The 15,276-nt window shown below is 67.9% G+C and carries 16 protein-coding genes; 2 read left to right on the top strand and 14 right to left on the bottom strand.

Features of this window, described 5'->3' with window-relative positions:
* From ACWPKK_RS22960 to ACWPKK_RS22945, 4 genes are all read right to left on the bottom strand, one after another.
* Positions 1-903, bottom strand: coding sequence for a polyprenyl synthetase family protein (locus ACWPKK_RS22960; RefSeq protein WP_324864831.1), 903 nt, complete (start codon positions 901-903; stop codon positions 1-3).
* A gap of 1 nt (position 904) precedes the next feature.
* Positions 905-1,186 carry an exodeoxyribonuclease VII small subunit gene (locus ACWPKK_RS22955; protein WP_247883929.1) on the bottom strand — a complete coding sequence of 94 codons (282 nt, stop codon included), beginning with the start codon at positions 1,184-1,186 and terminating at the stop codon, positions 905-907.
* 179 nt (positions 1,187-1,365) lie between these two features.
* Positions 1,366-2,295 carry a histone deacetylase family protein gene (locus tag ACWPKK_RS22950; RefSeq protein ID WP_111069145.1) on the bottom strand — a complete coding sequence of 310 codons (930 nt, stop codon included), beginning with the start codon at positions 2,293-2,295 and terminating at the stop codon, positions 1,366-1,368.
* Positions 2,296-2,507: 212 nt separating this feature from the next.
* Positions 2,508-2,735, bottom strand: a complete 228-nt coding sequence (locus tag ACWPKK_RS22945) for a sulfurtransferase TusA family protein (protein WP_452008857.1) — start codon at positions 2,733-2,735, stop codon at positions 2,508-2,510.
* A 324-nt stretch (positions 2,736-3,059) separates the two neighbouring features.
* Here ACWPKK_RS22945 and ACWPKK_RS22940 point away from each other — a divergent pair, with 324 nt between their 5' ends.
* Positions 3,060-3,443, top strand: a complete 384-nt coding sequence (locus tag ACWPKK_RS22940; RefSeq protein ID WP_452008855.1) for an ArsR/SmtB family transcription factor — start codon at positions 3,060-3,062, stop codon at positions 3,441-3,443.
* A 37-nt stretch (positions 3,444-3,480) separates the two neighbouring features.
* Here the strand turns inward: ACWPKK_RS22940 and ACWPKK_RS22935 are convergent, their stop codons facing one another.
* Positions 3,481-3,873, bottom strand: a complete 393-nt coding sequence (locus tag ACWPKK_RS22935; RefSeq protein ID WP_452008852.1) for a DUF423 domain-containing protein — start codon at positions 3,871-3,873, stop codon at positions 3,481-3,483.
* Positions 3,874-3,971: 98 nt separating this feature from the next.
* On the opposite strand from ACWPKK_RS22935, the gene ACWPKK_RS22930 reads away from it, so the two are divergent.
* A complete protein-coding gene (locus ACWPKK_RS22930; protein ID WP_452008849.1) occupies positions 3,972-4,730 on the top strand; it encodes a glycosyltransferase family 2 protein in 759 nt (252 codons plus the stop codon).
* Here the strand turns inward: ACWPKK_RS22930 and ACWPKK_RS22925 are convergent.
* The 9 genes from ACWPKK_RS22925 to ACWPKK_RS22885 form a co-directional block, all read right to left on the bottom strand.
* On the bottom strand, positions 4,721-4,948 hold the full coding sequence (locus ACWPKK_RS22925) for a hypothetical protein (protein ID WP_324864817.1): 228 nt from the start codon (positions 4,946-4,948) through the stop codon (positions 4,721-4,723). The two genes, ACWPKK_RS22930 and ACWPKK_RS22925, sit on opposite strands and share 10 nt — an antisense overlap.
* 77 nt (positions 4,949-5,025) lie before the next feature.
* On the bottom strand, positions 5,026-6,417 hold the full coding sequence (locus ACWPKK_RS22920; protein WP_452008846.1) for an amidase: 1,392 nt from the start codon (positions 6,415-6,417) through the stop codon (positions 5,026-5,028).
* A 69-nt stretch (positions 6,418-6,486) separates the two neighbouring features.
* Positions 6,487-7,260 carry an HNH endonuclease family protein gene (locus tag ACWPKK_RS22915; protein ID WP_452008844.1) on the bottom strand — a complete coding sequence of 258 codons (774 nt, stop codon included), beginning with the start codon at positions 7,258-7,260 and terminating at the stop codon, positions 6,487-6,489.
* A gap of 217 nt (positions 7,261-7,477) precedes the next feature.
* Positions 7,478-8,422: an SDR family NAD(P)-dependent oxidoreductase gene (locus ACWPKK_RS22910; RefSeq protein ID WP_452008842.1), complete on the bottom strand. Its 945-nt coding sequence runs from the start codon at positions 8,420-8,422 to the stop codon at positions 7,478-7,480.
* 502 nt (positions 8,423-8,924) lie between these two features.
* Positions 8,925-10,097, bottom strand: a complete 1,173-nt coding sequence (locus tag ACWPKK_RS22905) for a phosphoserine transaminase (protein ID WP_452008840.1) — start codon at positions 10,095-10,097, stop codon at positions 8,925-8,927.
* A 135-nt stretch (positions 10,098-10,232) separates the two neighbouring features.
* A complete protein-coding gene (locus tag ACWPKK_RS22900; protein WP_452008837.1) occupies positions 10,233-10,661 on the bottom strand; it encodes a hypothetical protein in 429 nt (142 codons plus the stop codon).
* 146 nt (positions 10,662-10,807) lie between these two features.
* Entirely contained in the window at positions 10,808-11,161 is a 354-nt protein-coding gene (locus ACWPKK_RS22895; RefSeq protein ID WP_324864805.1) for a hypothetical protein, read from the bottom strand.
* Between the two features lie 120 nt (positions 11,162-11,281).
* Positions 11,282-12,907 (bottom strand): EAL domain-containing protein, encoded by a 1,626-nt coding sequence (locus ACWPKK_RS22890; protein WP_452008835.1) that lies wholly within the window; start codon positions 12,905-12,907, stop codon positions 11,282-11,284.
* A 199-nt stretch (positions 12,908-13,106) separates the two neighbouring features.
* On the bottom strand, positions 13,107-15,164 hold the full coding sequence (locus tag ACWPKK_RS22885) for a sensor domain-containing protein (RefSeq protein WP_452008833.1): 2,058 nt from the start codon (positions 15,162-15,164) through the stop codon (positions 13,107-13,109).
* Positions 15,165-15,276: the final 112 nt, after the last annotated feature.

The raw sequence follows: 15,276 nt of genomic DNA, 5'->3' as shown, positions 1-15,276 counted from the left end.
TCAGGCGCGGCGCGCGACGACGAAGTCGGCGACCGCCTTCAACATATCGGCACGCCCATCGAAAATGTCCAAGTGCTGCGACGCCTGATTGGCAAGCATTTCCGCCTGGGCACGGGCACGGTCGCGGCCGAGGATCGACACGAAGGTCGCCTTGCCGGCCTGGGCGTCGCGGCCGACCGTCTTGCCGGTCTCCTCCGCCGTGCCTTCCACGTCCAGCAGATCGTCGACGATCTGGAAGGCGAGCCCGAGGTCGTGGGCATAGGCGCGGAGCGCCGTGCGCTGCGGCGGATTGGCCTTGCCCAGGATGCCGCCGGCCTCGCAGGAAAAGGCGATCATCTCGCCGGTCTTCATGCGCTGCAGCCGGGTGGTGGTGCCGAGGTCGAAGGTCTCATGCTCGGCGATCAGGTCCAGCATCTGGCCGCCGACCATGCCGTGGCCGCCGGACGCCTTGGCCAGCGCCGTCACCAGCTGGCAGCGGATGTTGGGATCCTCGTGCGTCGCCGGATCCGCCAGCACCTCGAAGGCGAAGGTCAGCAGCCCGTCGCCGGCCAGGATGGCGGTCGCCTCGTCGAACTGGCGGTGGCAGGTCGGACGTCCGCGCCGCAGCTCGCCATCGTCCATCGCCGGCAGGTCGTCGTGGATCAGGGAATAGCTGTGGACCATCTCGACGGCCGCGGCGGCACGGATGGCGCAGTCCGGGTTGACGCCGAAAAGGGCGGAGGACTGCATCACCAGGAAGGGGCGCAGCCGCTTGCCGCCGTTCAGGCAGCCATAGCGCATGGCGTCGAACACCCGCGCCTCGGCCAGGTCGGTGGTCGGCAGCAATGCGTTGATCTTGAGCTCGACCGCCTCGGCGATGTCGGCCAGCGCGGCTTTGAACTCGGTCTGGGAAATGGTCTGCACGTCAGTCGATCCGGGCGGGTTCGGTGCCGAGGGAGCCGTCGGCGCTCACGGTGATGCGGTCGATCTTGGCCTGCGCCTCGCGCAGCTTCATCTCGCAATGGCGCTTCAGCGCCGTGCCCCGCTCGTAGGAGGAGATGGCGTCGTCGAGCTTGCCGCGCCCTTCCTCGAGCTGGCGGACGATCCGCTCCAGTTCGGCGAGCGCATCCTCGAAGCTGAGGGCGGCGATGTCGGGCGGAATGGCGGCGCCTGAAACAGGGGGCGAAGACGTCGTGGAAGGGGGCATGTGGGGCAGAACCATCGATGGGACCTCAAGCCCGCGAAGGTATGCCCCGCCCACGTCCGGCGCAAGGCCCGAGGCACTCCGCTACCCCGGCCATTGCGGCCTATGTGCGGCCTATGCGTTCGGGCAGCCCCTCCCCCTTTCGGGAGAATGGGGCGCCCGCCCAATAGGAACGCAGCCGGTCAGCAGTACATCAATTCGCGCACATGGGCAGCGCTGGCGGAGGCAAGGGCGCGCAGGTTGTAGCCCCCCTCCAGCACCGAGACGATGCGCGCCCCGCAATGGGTGCGGGCCAGTTCGCCCAGCTTGCGGGTGGCCCAGACGAAATCGTCGTCGATCAGGTGCAGACCGGCCAGCGGATCGCGCGAATGGGCATCGAATCCGGCGGAGATGATCAGCAGGTCCGGCTTGAAATGGTCGATGGCCGGCAGGATGACGTGGGTCATGGCATGCCGGAACTCCGGCGATCCCGCCATGGCCGGCAGCGGCGCGTTGACGCAGTTGCCATACTCGCCCTTTTCACCCGCATCCCCCGTACCGGGGTAGAGCGGCGACTGGTGGGTCGAGCAATAGAGCATGTCCGGGTCGTGCTGCAGGATGTCCTGCGTGCCGTTGCCGTGGTGGACGTCGAAATCCATCACCGCCACACGCTGCAGTCCGTGCGCGGCGCGGGCGTGATAGGCACCGACAGCGGCGTTGTTGAACAGGCAGAAGCCCATCGCCTTGTCCCGCTCCGCATGGTGGCCGGGCGGGCGCACGGCGCAGAAGGCGTTGCGCGACTGGCCGGTCGCCACCGCGTCGACCGCGGCGCAGACCGCGCCGGCCGCACGCAACGCCGCCTCCCCCGACCCGGGCGAGACCACCGTGTCGGCATCGACACCGGCATGCTCCACCTCGGGGATCAGCGACAGCACGCGGTCGATGTGCGACTGCGGGTGTGCGCGCAGGAGCTGTTCCACCGTGGCGCACGGCGCCTCCTGCCGTTCCAGCATATGGAACTCCTCCGTCTCCAGCGCGGCGAGCACGGCGCGCAGGCGGTCGGAGCATTCGGGATGACCGAGACCCGTGTCGTGCTCCAGGCACGCCGGGTGGGTGAACAGGGTGGTGAACATCGATTTTTCGGTCGTTATCGTTGATTTTCGGGCGGCGTTCGCAGCGTTTCCGAAAACCATTCTTCCCGGATCGCTAATGAAAGTACAGGCTGAATCCAGGACGATTCGTCACAGCCCACTTTCGGGAGCCGGGGCAATCCGTGACACGATACGATGGTAACGGCAACGATGGGGCGACGGATCGATGGGCCGACAGGAACGGCGGGCAGGGATCACGCCGTCCGTTCAATGACGAAGCGGAGGATGCCGCCCTCCTCCCCGACCGACAGCAGGCGGTTGCCGGTCGCCTCGCAGAAGGCGGGGAAGTCCTTGCGGGCGCCGGGATCGGTCGCCTCCACGGTCAGGGTGTCGCCGATCGCGATGGCCCTGATCGCCTTGCGGGCGCGCAGGACGGGAAGCGGGCATTGCAAGCCCTTGGTATCCAACGGATGATCGATCATGAACGAAATGCTATCCCACCTGAAATACGGTGTCATCGGCAGATGATGGACATGGAGCGTCGGACTGACAAACGCAACCACCGGATGTCTCATCCTTCCGCCTATTGTTCCGTTATGCGAGAAAAAAGCGCTGATCGGCGGTAATGGCAACGCCCAAGTCGGCACGGTGACAATCGGTGCCAGCGTCGGAATGACGGAATCCCACAGGTGGACAATTCCCGTGCGGTACGAATATACTAGGATACGAGCATTTTTCTTTGCCGGGCCGCATAACGACAGCCCGGTTGTAAAACGAATCGGAACGGACAGGGCAACGGGAAAGCGATGAAGATCGAGGATTTGCAGGCAAACGCCCGCCGGGCGAGCGCCCTGCTGAAGGCGATGTGCAATGAGCGGCGCCTTCTCATCCTGTGCCACCTGAGCCAGGGCGAACGGTCGGTGGGCGAACTGGAGGATCTGGTCGGGCTCAGCCAGTCGGCGCTGTCGCAGCATCTGGCCCGGCTGCGCAACGACAATCTGGTCCGCACGCGGCGCAGCGCCCAGAACATCTACTACTCGCTGAACGGGCACGAGGCGCAGACGATCATGACGACGCTGCACGGCCTCTACTGCACTACGGCGGAGAATGCGGCCGACGGCCGCGACGGCGAGTCTGCCAACGATCCCGGCAGCGACTGCTCCGACCTGCGTGCGGCCGCAGCCGGCTGAACAGCCGGACGGCATACCCTCATGAGGGGCGCAAGCCTCAGTCGCGCGCCAGCAGCGCCGCGGCCGCCAGCGCCACCCATCCCAGCATGAAGCTCCATCCTCCGGCTGGCGCCGTCATCGGCACCGGCAACGGCCCGACCGTGGCCAGCACATAGAGCGTGCCGCAAAACAGCAGGATTCCGGCACAGAACAGCCACCCCGCGATCCGCAGGGCCAGTTGTCCACCCGCCCGGCCGCTCAGCCGGCCGGCAAGCGCCACCAGAAGCACCAGCGCCAGCGCATGCGCCATCTGATACAGCCCGGCGGTACGGAACCACTCCTGCGCCTGCGGCTGGCCCGCCAGACCATGGCTGGCATAGGCGCCGGCGGCGACCGCGACGGCACCGTTCAGCGCAGCGAAGACGATCCAGATGCGGTCGGTCACTCCCACGGACGTTCTTCCCTTCCTTCCGATCACCACCGGCCCACGGGCGGTGCTATCCTGACGCCTGTCTACACGCAGGGCGCCCGCACGGGCAAGAAACGACCATGACCACGATCCCCTCCCCGGCTACCCCGCTCGTCAGCATCATCACGCCCACGTGGCAGCGGGAGGATTTCCTGCCCCGCCTGCATGCCTGCATCAAGGCGCAGACCCATCCCGAGATCGAATGGCTGGTGTTCGACGACAGTCCGCGCCCGTCGGCCTATCTCAAGCCGCTGGCGAACCCGCGGCTGAAGTATTTCTACTCCCCCAGTCGCTACGCGATCGGCGAGAAGCGCAACATCCTTGCCGAACATTCCAAGGGTTCCGTGATCGTCCACATGGACGACGACGATTTCTATGCGCCCACCTATGTGGAGCGGATGCTGGACCGGCTGGAGCAAGGCTACGATCTGGTGAAGCTGTCCGGCTGGTTCCTCTACAGCGCGCCGCACCGCCGGTTCGGCTATTGGGATACCGCGCAAGGCGGTTCACACCATCGCTGGGGACGGCAGGGCTGCAGCTATGTCGAGGCGCCGGACGCACCACCCTCGCCGGAGAATCTGGACGGTTACGGTTTCTCCTACGCCTACCGCCGTGTGGTCTGGGAAGCGGAGCGCTTTCCTGCGGTGAATGCCTGCGAGGATGCGCCGTTCGTGAAGGCCGCGCGCGAACGCTTCCGCGTCGGCACATTCCCGGATGCGGAGGGGTTATGCCTGCACACGCTGCACGCCCGCAGCACCAGCCTATGCCTGCCGCAGTACGAGCTTCCGCCGGTGCTGATGGAGCGCCTGTTCGGGCCGGACGTGGCGGCCTACACCTGAACGTCGAGGAACATGCCGCGACGGTAGTTGCGCGGCAGGGTCAGCACCCCGTTGACCACCAGGGCTGCCAGTTCGCGCAGGCTCGGGATGCGCTGCCGCCCCTGCGGGACGATTCCGTCGGCCCGCGCACGCGCACCGGCCGCGGGAACCCGCCCGCCGCCGGGGTCGGGGCGGATCGGCTCGTTCGAACGATCACCGGTGCGTCGGGTCTCTACCATGCGCGCCTATTTACCATAAATGCGGCAGATGGGGAAGAGGGGGGCTTTGCCGTCGTGGCACCGCCCCCCTACCGGTCTCAAGTTTCGGGCCAATGGTGGACGAAGCCCGCCTCCCGCTCCAACAGCCGTCCCAGGCGGATCAGGCGCCGCTCCTCGCCCGGCCGGGCGATCAGCTGGATGCCGAAGGGCAAATCCTCCCCGCCGACCGGCCCGCCCACTGGCAGGGTCAGCACGGGGAATCCCACCATCGTGATGATGGCGGTGACGCCGAGATAATCGAGGATGGTCTCCAGCGGCCGGCCGTCGATCTCCGTCACCTCGCCCTCTGCGTTCGGCCAGGGCAGCACGCCGCAGGCCGGTGCCGCCAGCACGTCGATGTCCTCGAACAGCGCCGCGAAGCGGCGGTAGAGGGCGGTGCGGGCGGCCTGCGCCTCCAGATAGGCATCGGCGGTGATGCCGGCGCCGGCCTCGATGTTCCAGCGGATGGTGTCGGTCAGGTCAGCGCCATGCTTCGCCAGCATCGGCCCGAAGGCGTGACGGGTCTGCGCGGCGCGCAGCGTGCGGAAGGTCGCCATGGCGTCGCCACAGTCGGGGTGGCGGCGCGCCACCGGCCCGACGGTCCGCTCCAGCCGGTCGACCGCCGCGGCGAAGCGCTCGCGCACGGCCTGGGACACCGTGGCCACGCCGAAATCGGCGGTGGCGCCCAGCCGCGACTCCGAGCCGTCATCCCGGTCGCCGAACAGGGAGGTCGGGTCGCGCAGGTCGCTGCCGGCCATCGCCGACAGCAGCAGCGCGCAGTCCGCGGTGTCGCGTGCGAGGACGCCGTGCGTCGCCAGCGTGTCCCAGCCCAGGGCGCGGCCCGGCGCCGGGATCAGCCCCGGTGTCGGCCTGATCGAGGCGATGCCGCAGAAGCTCGCCGGAACCCGCACAGATCCGCCGAAATCGGTGCCGTGCGCCAGCGGCGCCATGCCGACGGCCACCGCCACCGCCGATCCGCCGCTCGACCCGCCGGAGGTCAGAACGGGATCGACGGGGTTGCAGGTCGGCCCATACAGGCGGTTGCGGCAGACGGCGCCGAAGCCGAATTCCGGCGTGTTGGTCTTGCCGATGACGATGCCGCCCGCCGCCTCGATCCGTGCGACGGCGATGTCGCTGGTGGACGGCACATGATCGGCATAGAGCGCCGAGCCGTAGGTGGTGCGGATGCCGGCGGTGTCGGTCAGGTCCTTCACCGCCACCGGCAGTCCATGCAGCGGCCCCACCGGTGCCGGGGCCGCATCCAGCGCCTCGGCACGGGCCAGCGCCTCGTCGGCGGCCACGGTGATGAAGGCGGACAGTGCCGGCTCCATCGCCGCGATGCGCGCCAAATGCGCCTCAACCGCCTCCCGCGCCGACAGTTCCCGCCGCGCCAGTCTTGCCGCCAGGCCGGCAGCACTTTCCCGCCACGGGGCGCTTCGTCCTTCGCTCACTGCATCCTCCCGTTTCCGGCCCGAACCGTAGCGCGAAACCAGTGGTATGCGAAACAATGCCGAGCGCCGTCAGCGCTGGCTGCCGGCCGATGCGCGGCAGTCGTTCAGGATGTTGCCGACGGTCACCCGTTCCCGCTCGTCCATGGTGAGGCCCCAGCGTGCCTTCACCAGGATCCAGTCGGCGACATAGAGGCAGATGCCGTCGCGCTTCGGCGGCAGCCAGTCCTCCGGCCCCTTGGAGCCCTTGGCGCGGTTCGCCTCCCGGCCGGAGACCAGCAGGGTCAGCGGATCACTGGTGTCGTTGGCGTAGGCAGCGCGGCGTTCCCGGCTCCAGTCGTAGCCGCCGCTGGCATAGGCCTCCTGCAGCGGCACCCGGTGGTCGATGTCGACCATCTGCGGATCGGTGAAGCGCTCCCCGGTGTAGGGGTCGAGCCAGTCGCCGGACTTCACGCTGCACCCCTTGGCGTCGAGCGTCGCCGGGCGGCGCGAGTCGCGGATCAGAACCTTTTCGCGCGCGTTCAGGCAACCGCCCTCCAGCGCCAGCCAGTGCGGCCATTCCGAGCGTTCGTAGCCGCGGCCCCGTTCGGGCTCCACCCGGATGGAGTCGAGCCGGCGGGTCACCTCGGCATAATCGATCCGGTCGGATGCACGGGCAATGATCGGCGGCGGCGGTTCGGCGGTCTCCTGCTTGCGCGGCTGGCGGGGGCGCTGCGTCTCCTGGCCCAGCAGGTCATCGAGCGTGCCGGGCGGCAGGATGTGCAGACGCTCCGCCAACGCGACGGCGGCAAGCACGGCGAGGACGACGAACAGACCCCGCAGGGTCAGGGAACGGCGGCGGGCCACGTCAGTGCACCCAGGGCCAATCCCCTCTCCCCCTCGGGGAGAGGGTCAGGGTGAGGGGGGTCCGATGGCCGAACGCATGTCGCGGCGCATCCCCCTCACCCCGGCCCTCTCCCTGGCCCTCTCCCCAGGGGGGAGAGGAGGATTCCGTCGCCACCCTCGTCATGCTCTGCTCACCTGAATCTTCCGTCCCCCTCATACTCCGGTAGCGGCCCCGACCTCAAGGCATGCGGCCGGTCAGGGTTGCGCTCAGCCCCTGGAGAAGGCCGACCTGACAGACGGTGTCGAAGGTGGAGCGCATCAGCGACGGGTCGCCGATCGACACGCGGATGTCGCCGGCCCGCGGCTCCGAGTGGCGGCGGCGGACTTGGCTGCCGCACAGCTCCTGCAGGACGTCCAGCAGCATGACCAGGGAGGTCGCGCGGCCGGTGCAGAGGTTGAACACCTGCGCGCCGGCGAAACGCCGCTCCATCGCCAGCGCCAGGATGCGCACCACGTCGCCGACGAAGACGAAGTCGCGGACCTGCTGGCCGTCGCCGTGGATCTCCACATCCTCGCCGCGCGCCACCCGGCGGGCAAAGATGGAGATCACGCCGCTGTAGGGCGACATCGGGTCCTGCCGCGGCCCATAGACGTTGAAGAAGCGGAAGCCGACCGTCGGCACCCCCTGGATCGACCATGCGACGCGGGCGTGCATCTCGCAGCCCAACTTGTCCACGCCATAGGCGGACAGCGGACGCGGAAGCTCATCCTCCTTCAGCGGGGTGTTGGTGTTGTCGCCGTAGATGGCGGCGGACGAGGCGTAGACCACGGGGATCGGGCCGCCGCGCTTGGCGTCGCGCGCCGCCTCGAACACGGTGACGGTGCCCAGCAGGTTGGTGCGGTGGGTCTCCGCCCACAGCTCCCGCGATTTCTGCACGGAGGCGACGGCGGCGAGGTGGAAGACGCCGTCCACCCCTTCGCCATGGTCGCCGGCCATCGCCTCGCGCACCGCATCCGGATCGGCCACGTCGCCCACCACCAGCTTCGCCGCCTCCGGCTTGTTGTCCAGCCGGCCGCTCGACAGGTTGTCGAGGATCGTCACCCGATGCCCGTCGGCCAGCAGCCGGTCGGCCAGATGCGAGCCGATGAAACCGCAGCCGCCGGTGATGAGGTAGTGCGCCATGGTCCGTCCAAGCCCTTCCTTCGTTGTGACCGGTCCCGCCGCAGCGCAGCAGAGCCGCCGGAATTCCCACCCTAAGGTTCGGGACACAACCGCAGGATCGCCAGCCCATCTTCGGGATAGGGCCGCGCCTCAACCGGGGATCCGCGCCGCCCGTTCGGCGACTCAGGGGGCGAATCGGCCCCGCTTCGGCCACTGCGGTTTCCGGATAGGCGCGACCGATGGTTCAACAGGGTTATCCACCACCTTGTCCACGGTTCTGTGGATAACCATGGTCAAGCTTGCCAGCCCGCATGCCGCGTCGGGCCGGACACACTGGTGCAGAAATGCTGCTGTGTACGTATGGTTCCTTGGCCGGATCCTTTGCTGCACAGCACAAAAACGCTCAACGCAAAATGCCCCGCTGTGGCATTCACGCCACGGCGGGGCTCAGGATCCGAGTCGGACAGGCCTGTGGACTAAGGCCCGGCTTACGCTTCGTGCTCTGCTGCGCGCAGCATCAGGCCTACTTGGGGCCGAGCATCTCCGCCTTGACGGTAGCGAAGGCCCAGTCGAGCCAGGGCAGCACCGCCTCCATATCGTCGTTCTCCACCGTCGCCCCGCCCCACAGACGCAGGCCCGGAGGGGCGTCGCGGTAGGAACCGGTGTCGAAGGCGGCCTCCTCCTTCTCCAGCAGCGCAGTCAGCTTCTTGGCGAAGGTCGCCTGGGCTTCCTCCGACAGGGCGGTCACCTCCGGATCAGTGAAGCGCAGGCAGATGGAGGTGCAGGAGCGGGTCGCGGTTTCCTTGGCGAGGAAGCCGGCCCAGCTGCTGGCCTCCGCCCATTCCGCGACGATGCGCAGGTTCTGCTCCGACCGGCGGATCAACTGGGTCAGGCCGCCAACCGACAAGGCCCAGCGCAGGCTGTCGATCGCATCCTCGACGCAGAGCATCGATGGGGTGTTGATGGTGTCGCCTTCGAAAATGCCGTCGATCAGCTTGCCGTTCTTGGTCAGGCGGAAGATCTTCGGCAGCGGCCGATCGGGCTGGAAGCTCTCCAGGCGCTCCACCGCGCGCGGGCTCAGCACCAGCATGCCGTGCGCCGCCTCGCCGCCAAGCACCTTCTGCCAGGACCAGGTGGCGACGTCGATCTTGTTCCAGGGCATCGCCATGGCGAAGGCCGAGGAGGTGGCGTCGCAGATGGTCAGCCCTTCGCGGTCGTCCGCGATCCAGTCGCCGTCGGGCACGCGGACGCCGGCGGTGGTGCCGTTCCAGGTGAAGACCACGTCGCGGCTGAAATCGACCGACGACAGGTCCGGCAGTTCGCCGTAGGGGGCGATCAGGTTGCGAACGTCCGGCAGCTTCAGCTGCTTGGCGACATCCGTCACCCATTCCTTGCCGAAGCTTTCCCAGGCCAGCATGTCGACGCCGCGGGCGCCCAGCATCGACCACAGCGCCATTTCCACCGCACCGGTGTCGGAGGCCGGGACGATGCCGATGCGGTAGTCGCCGGGGATGGCAAGAACCGCGCGGGTGAGGTCGATGACCTCCTTCAGCTTGGCCTTGCCCGGCTTGGAGCGGTGGGAGCGGCCGAGCAGCGCGCCATCCAGCGCATCGAGCGACCAGCCCGGTCGCTTCGCGCACGGACCCGAGGAGAAGAGCGGATTGTTGGGGCGGCGGCTGGGCTGGCTGATCTTCATGGGCGGACTTCCTGTCCCGGAACGGGAATGTGCGGAGGTCCGGACCTTAAAAGCTGCGCCCCCGCCCGTCAATCGACCGGCAGCGACGCCCAGCCACACCGGATGCGCAGCCCTGCCGACACCTCTGCCCGCCGACTACTTCGTGCGGCCGATCTTGCCGTTGCGGTAGGTCCAGGCGGCTTCGCCGCCGCCTGCCGGCTGCGGCATCGAAACGGTCAGCATGTCGTTGTCGATGGTGACCTGGGCGGCGTCGCTGCAGGAGCCGAAGGGATAGGAGACCACCGGCTGCGGCCCGCCGACCTCAAGGATGCGGAAGCGGGTCGGGCAGTCCTTGGCGCCGGTGTCGGCCTGGAACAGGGCGATCCAGCGGTCTTTCAGGGAATAGGCGCCGACAAAGGACAGCATGTCGCTCTCCTTGTCCTCGAAGACCGGCTTGTCGTTGACCGAGACCTGCGTGTGCTTCGGCCCGATATCGGTCATCGTCAGAATCGTGTTGCCGAGCGCCGCCATCAGGCGGGGCTCCGCCGCGCTGGCGGAGGTGGCGATCAGAAGGCTTCCCGCCACCGCGGCACACACACTAAGAACCCGCAAAGGCCGTCTCCCTGGCTGCTGCGCCCCGGCGGGGCGGCTGTCCGAACCGGGCGCACCATAATGCGGCACGCGCCCGGCCGGAAGCCGTCCTTTTTCGCCGGTGGAGGCCGGCCGCCCGATCAGCGGATGTTGACGCTGAAGCCGAATCCGGGGGCGACGGGCGCCGGCGCATAGATGACCGGCGGCGGCGGCGCATAGATCACCCGCGGCGGCGGGGGCGGGGCGTAGATGACCGGGGGCGGGGCATAATAGACGTCGCGCTCGCGCCAATGCCTGTGGTGATGGCGGGGACGATCCCAGCGGCGCCACTCCGGGCCGCCACGGCCGGGACCATACCATTCGCGGCCGTGATCGCCGCGCCCGCGCCAGCCGTCATGCGCTTCCGCCTGGCTGACGGTCACGCCCAGCATCGATCCGGCGACCAGAGCGCCCAGAACCACGGCTTTCAATCCAAACCCAAAACGGCCAGTCATTCCGGCGTCCTCCTGGTGTCGGGAAGCGGTTGTTCCCCTTTGATCGGATGAACGCGAAGGCCCCCGCTTTCATTCCACCTCTGCGAAAAAGATTTCGTCCTACGACCTGGGTCGGAGCGGTCAGACCCGGCCGTCGGCGAAGCCGGGGCGCGGGCGCGGCGGCGTGAACAGGCCGGGTGCCTGATACACGGGCTGGTCGGCGGGCCTGCCGAAGTGATAACCCTGGGCCAGTTCGAAGCCCCAGGCGTTGAGCTGCGCCGCCTGATCAGGGGTTTCCACCATCTCGGCGATCACCTGCACGCGGACTTCCCGGCACAGCCCCACCATGGCCCTCAGAATGGCGTCGTCGCGCGGACTGCCGCCCAGCCGCTTCACATAGCTGCCGTCGATCTTCACGAAATCGACCGGCAGCGCCTGGATATAGGGGAAGGAGGCGGCACCGGCGCCGAAATCGTCCAGACAGATGCGGTGCCCGGCGCGGCGCAGATCCTCCAGGATGCGGGCGGCGCGCGGCAGGTCGGTGAGGCCGGTCGACTCCGTCACCTCCACCAGCAGGCGGGACCGCAGCGCCGGATTGCGGGCGACCAGTTGCTGGAAGGCGACGACGAAGATGTCGCTGCCCAGCGAGGCTGCCGACATGTTGACGGCGATCTGCAGGCCGGGATCGGCGGCCAGAACCTCCAGCGCCTTCTCGCAGACCAGCAGGTCGACGTCATGGACCATGCCCACCTGCTCGGCGAAGGCGATGGTCGGGCCGGGGGCGCCGTTGGGGAAACGGGCCAGCGCCTCGTAATGGTGCAGCCCGCGGGTGGCGAGCGAGACGATGGGCTGGAACTGCAGCTTCAGCCGGTCGTCGGTCAGTGTGGAGCGCAGGCTGGTCACCCGCGTCACCGTCTGGTCGACCAGCAGCTTCACCGCGTCATGCATGGTGGCGATGTCGAAGCCGGTGCCATCCTCGGCGAAGCTCTTCACCGTGAACATCAGCACGCGCCCGGCATCCTCCCGGCTGAGGCCGGGCGCCGCCATGTCGAGCGTCAGGTTCTCCGAAGCCACGGGCAGGCCGTCCGGCAGCAGGCCGGCTCCGGTCACCGCGATCTCGCTCGCCAGCGCGCCGGCCGACACGTCGCTGCCATGGACGAGGCCGAATCGGTCCTCTCCCAGCCGGGTCGCCAGCGTGTCGTCGGCGGCGTGGACGCGCAGCAGCGCCCCCACCTCCCCCAGCAGGCGCAATGTCAATTCGGGTCCGAGCCGCGACTTCACCTCGCCGAAATCGGCGATCTTGATCAGCGTCAGCTTCGGCGGCGCGTTGCCGACATGGACGCCGAATCGCTCGCCCAACTGCGCCTGGAAGGCGTCGGGGTCGAGAAGCCCGGTCTCCGCATCGCGGGCCGGCTGCGTCGTGCTGCCGGCGCCGCTCTCCGACCGCGTGAGCGTCAGTTGCACGTTGGGGGAACGGCCCAGCCTGTAGCCGGACAGGTTGGCCTGGACGCCGCCGGCAAGCTCGACGGCACGCGGCTGCAGCCGGCGGTTGGACCCGGCGGTGCGCAGCAGGCGCCGCACCAGCCCGCGGTCGCCGGCCGCCACCACCCGGTCGATGGGCTGGCCGATCAGCTCCGTGTCCGTGATGCCCAGGAGATTCTGCAAGGCCCCGGCGGCAAATCCGATGGTCCCGCGCGCATCCACCTCGATCAGCACGTCCGCGTTGGCGAACGCGAAGCCGAGGAAGCGTGCGACGTCCGATGTCATGGGGCCTCGACAGGGATCGCTGTGGGACAGGCGGTTTCCGACGCATCATGTCGCCGGGAGCGAAATAATGTGTCTACTTAAGGTTCGCACCCTAAACGTAAAGGAAACCCTACCACTATCTAAATTTCGTCGATCCTGTCATTGGGCATAGGGTTGTGCGGATGACGGTGAAATGCGCCGCCCACAACCCGCCGGCGTCTCAGGCCGGAACCACGCTGTTGCCGAGAAAAGCTTCGAACTGGTCGACCGGCAGCGGCCGGCTGATCAGGAAGCCCTGGATGCGGGTGCAGCGCTGCTGGCGCAGCATGTCGGCCTGCTCCTGCGTCTCCACCCCCTCGGCGATGGTGTCGAAGCCCAGGCTTTCGGCGAGGTTTACGATGGTGCCGACGATGGCCGGATCGGTGGTGGACTTGACGATGTCGCGGACGAAGCTGCGGTCGATCTTCAGCGTGTCGATGGGGAATCGCTTCAGATAGGCCAGCGAGGAATAGCCGGTGCCGAAATCGTCGATGGACAGGCGGACGCCGATGTCCTTCAGCCCGTTCAGGATGGTCACCGCCTTTTCGATGTCGCCGATCATCGCGCCCTCGGTCAGTTCCAGCTCCAGCCGCCCGGGCGGGATGCCGGCGGACTCCACCACGCTGCGGACGAAGCCCACGAGGCGGGCGTCCTGGAACTGGCGCGGCGACAGGTTGACCGAGACGGACGGGATCGGCAGGTCGCGCCTTATCCAGTCGGCCAGCCGGCGGCAGGATTCGATCAGCGTCCAGGCACCGATTTCCCAGATCAGGCCGGTTTCCTCGGCCAGCGGGATGAACTCCGCCGGGCTGACCATGCCACGGATCGGGTGGCGCCAGCGGATCAGCGCCTCCGCCCCGATGGTGCGGTTTCCGGCAAGGTCGATCTTCGGCTGGAAATGCAACTCGAACTCGCCGCCGCCGCTGGCGCGGCGCAGGTCGCTCTCCAGCCCCAGCGTGAAGCCCGACCGCTCGCGCATCCCGCCGTCATAGAAGACGTATTTGTGCTCCGGGTTGCGCTTGGCGTGATACATGGCGAGGTCGGCGTTGCGCAGAAGCTGATCCGCCGTCTCGCCATCGTCGGGATAGAAGGCGATGCCGATGGACGCACCGCAGAAAAGCTCCTGATTGTGGACGGCGAAGGGCTCGTCCATCGAATAGAGCACCTTTTCCACCAGCCGGGCGCCGGCAGAGCGGTCGGCGGCGTCGGGTGCGACGATCAGGAACTCGTCCCCGCCCAGCCGGCCGACGGTGTCGGTCATGCGGGTGCAGTTGCGCAGGCGCCGCGCCACCAGCTTCAGCAACTCGTCGCCGGCATGGTGGCCCAGCGTGTCGTTGACCTGCTTGAAGCGGTTGAGGTCGAGGAAGGCGACCGCGACCTTGCTCTTGCTGCGCTGGGCGCGGACGATCGCCTCCTCCAGCCGCTCGCAGACCAGCCAGCGGTTGGGCAGGTCGGTCAGCCGGTCGAAGCTGGCCTGATAGCGGATCTGGTGTTCCTGCGACTTGCGCTGGCTGATGTCGGCGATGGTGAGGACGTAATGTTCCAGCACGCCGTTCGGCGCCCGGACCGACGTCACCGACAGGGCGGCGGCGAAGGCGTCGCCGGAATGGCGGAAGCTGGTGACCTCCCCCTGCCAGCGGCCGGACTGGCGGGCGGTGGTCCAGATGGCGTCGATGAAGTCGCGCTCGTGCGAGCCGGGGGCGAAGAGGACCAGCGGCCGGCGCAGCAGTTCCTCCCGCTGGAAGCCGGTCATGATCTCGTAGGCCGGGTTGATCGCCTGGACCGTCAGTTCCGGATCGACGATCAGGATGCCGTCGGCGACGCTGTCGAACACGGTGGCGAGCAGCCGGATCTTCTCCTCGTGCTGCTTGCGCTCGGTGATGTCCTGAACGGTGCCTTCGTAATAGCGGATGCGGCCGTCGGTATCGCGCACGCAACGCGCGCTCTCCGAAATCCAGATGATGGATCCGTCGCGGCGGAAGACGCGCGCCTCGAAACTGTGGACGCGGTCCTGGCGGGCCATCAGGTCGGCGAAGGCCTCCCGCTTGCCGGGATCGACGTAGAGTTGGCAGGCGATGTCGGTGAGGTTGGCGATCAGGTCTTCCGGCGACGCGTAGCCATAGATGTCGGCAAGCGCCGGATTGACCCGAAGGTATCGCCCGTCGACGGTGGTCTGATAAATGCCCTCGACGGCATTTTCGAAGATGCTGCGGTACTGCTCTTCCGTCTCGTGACTCATTGCACGCGCCTCATCCGACGCCAATCCCGAACCGCCTGGAAACAACATAAGCGTACAACTCAAACAACGATTGTGGAATCTCCACCTTTCCGCAATGCGGCAAAGTAGACGT

It is taken from the genome of Azospirillum largimobile (assembly GCF_977007025.2).
The sequence above is the reverse complement of the archived record's forward strand: the minus strand, read 5'-3'. Positions and strand labels throughout refer to the sequence as shown.

What these genes read in the sequence shown, in the direction of transcription:
- ACWPKK_RS22895 (WP_324864805.1), bottom strand. Translation starts at nt 11,161, where the DNA reads ATGACTGGCCGTTTTGGGTTTGGATTGAAAGCCGTGGTTCTGGGCGCT.
- ACWPKK_RS22925 (WP_324864817.1), bottom strand. Translation starts at nt 4,948, where the DNA reads ATGGTAGAGACCCGACGCACCGGTGATCGTTCGAACGAGCCGATCCGC.
- ACWPKK_RS22955 (WP_247883929.1), bottom strand. Translation starts at nt 1,186, where the DNA reads ATGCCCCCTTCCACGACGTCTTCGCCCCCTGTTTCAGGCGCCGCCATT.
- ACWPKK_RS22910 (WP_452008842.1), bottom strand. Translation starts at nt 8,422, where the DNA reads ATGGCGCACTACCTCATCACCGGCGGCTGCGGTTTCATCGGCTCGCAT.
- ACWPKK_RS22890 (WP_452008835.1), bottom strand. Translation starts at nt 12,907, where the DNA reads ATGACATCGGACGTCGCACGCTTCCTCGGCTTCGCGTTCGCCAACGCG.
- ACWPKK_RS22885 (WP_452008833.1), bottom strand. Translation starts at nt 15,164, where the DNA reads ATGAGTCACGAGACGGAAGAGCAGTACCGCAGCATCTTCGAAAATGCC.
- ACWPKK_RS22940 (WP_452008855.1), top strand. Translation starts at nt 3,060, where the DNA reads ATGAAGATCGAGGATTTGCAGGCAAACGCCCGCCGGGCGAGCGCCCTG.
- ACWPKK_RS22905 (WP_452008840.1), bottom strand. Translation starts at nt 10,097, where the DNA reads ATGAAGATCAGCCAGCCCAGCCGCCGCCCCAACAATCCGCTCTTCTCC.
- ACWPKK_RS22945 (WP_452008857.1), bottom strand. Translation starts at nt 2,735, where the DNA reads ATGATCGATCATCCGTTGGATACCAAGGGCTTGCAATGCCCGCTTCCC.
- ACWPKK_RS22950 (WP_111069145.1), bottom strand. Translation starts at nt 2,295, where the DNA reads ATGTTCACCACCCTGTTCACCCACCCGGCGTGCCTGGAGCACGACACG.
- ACWPKK_RS22930 (WP_452008849.1), top strand. Translation starts at nt 3,972, where the DNA reads ATGACCACGATCCCCTCCCCGGCTACCCCGCTCGTCAGCATCATCACG.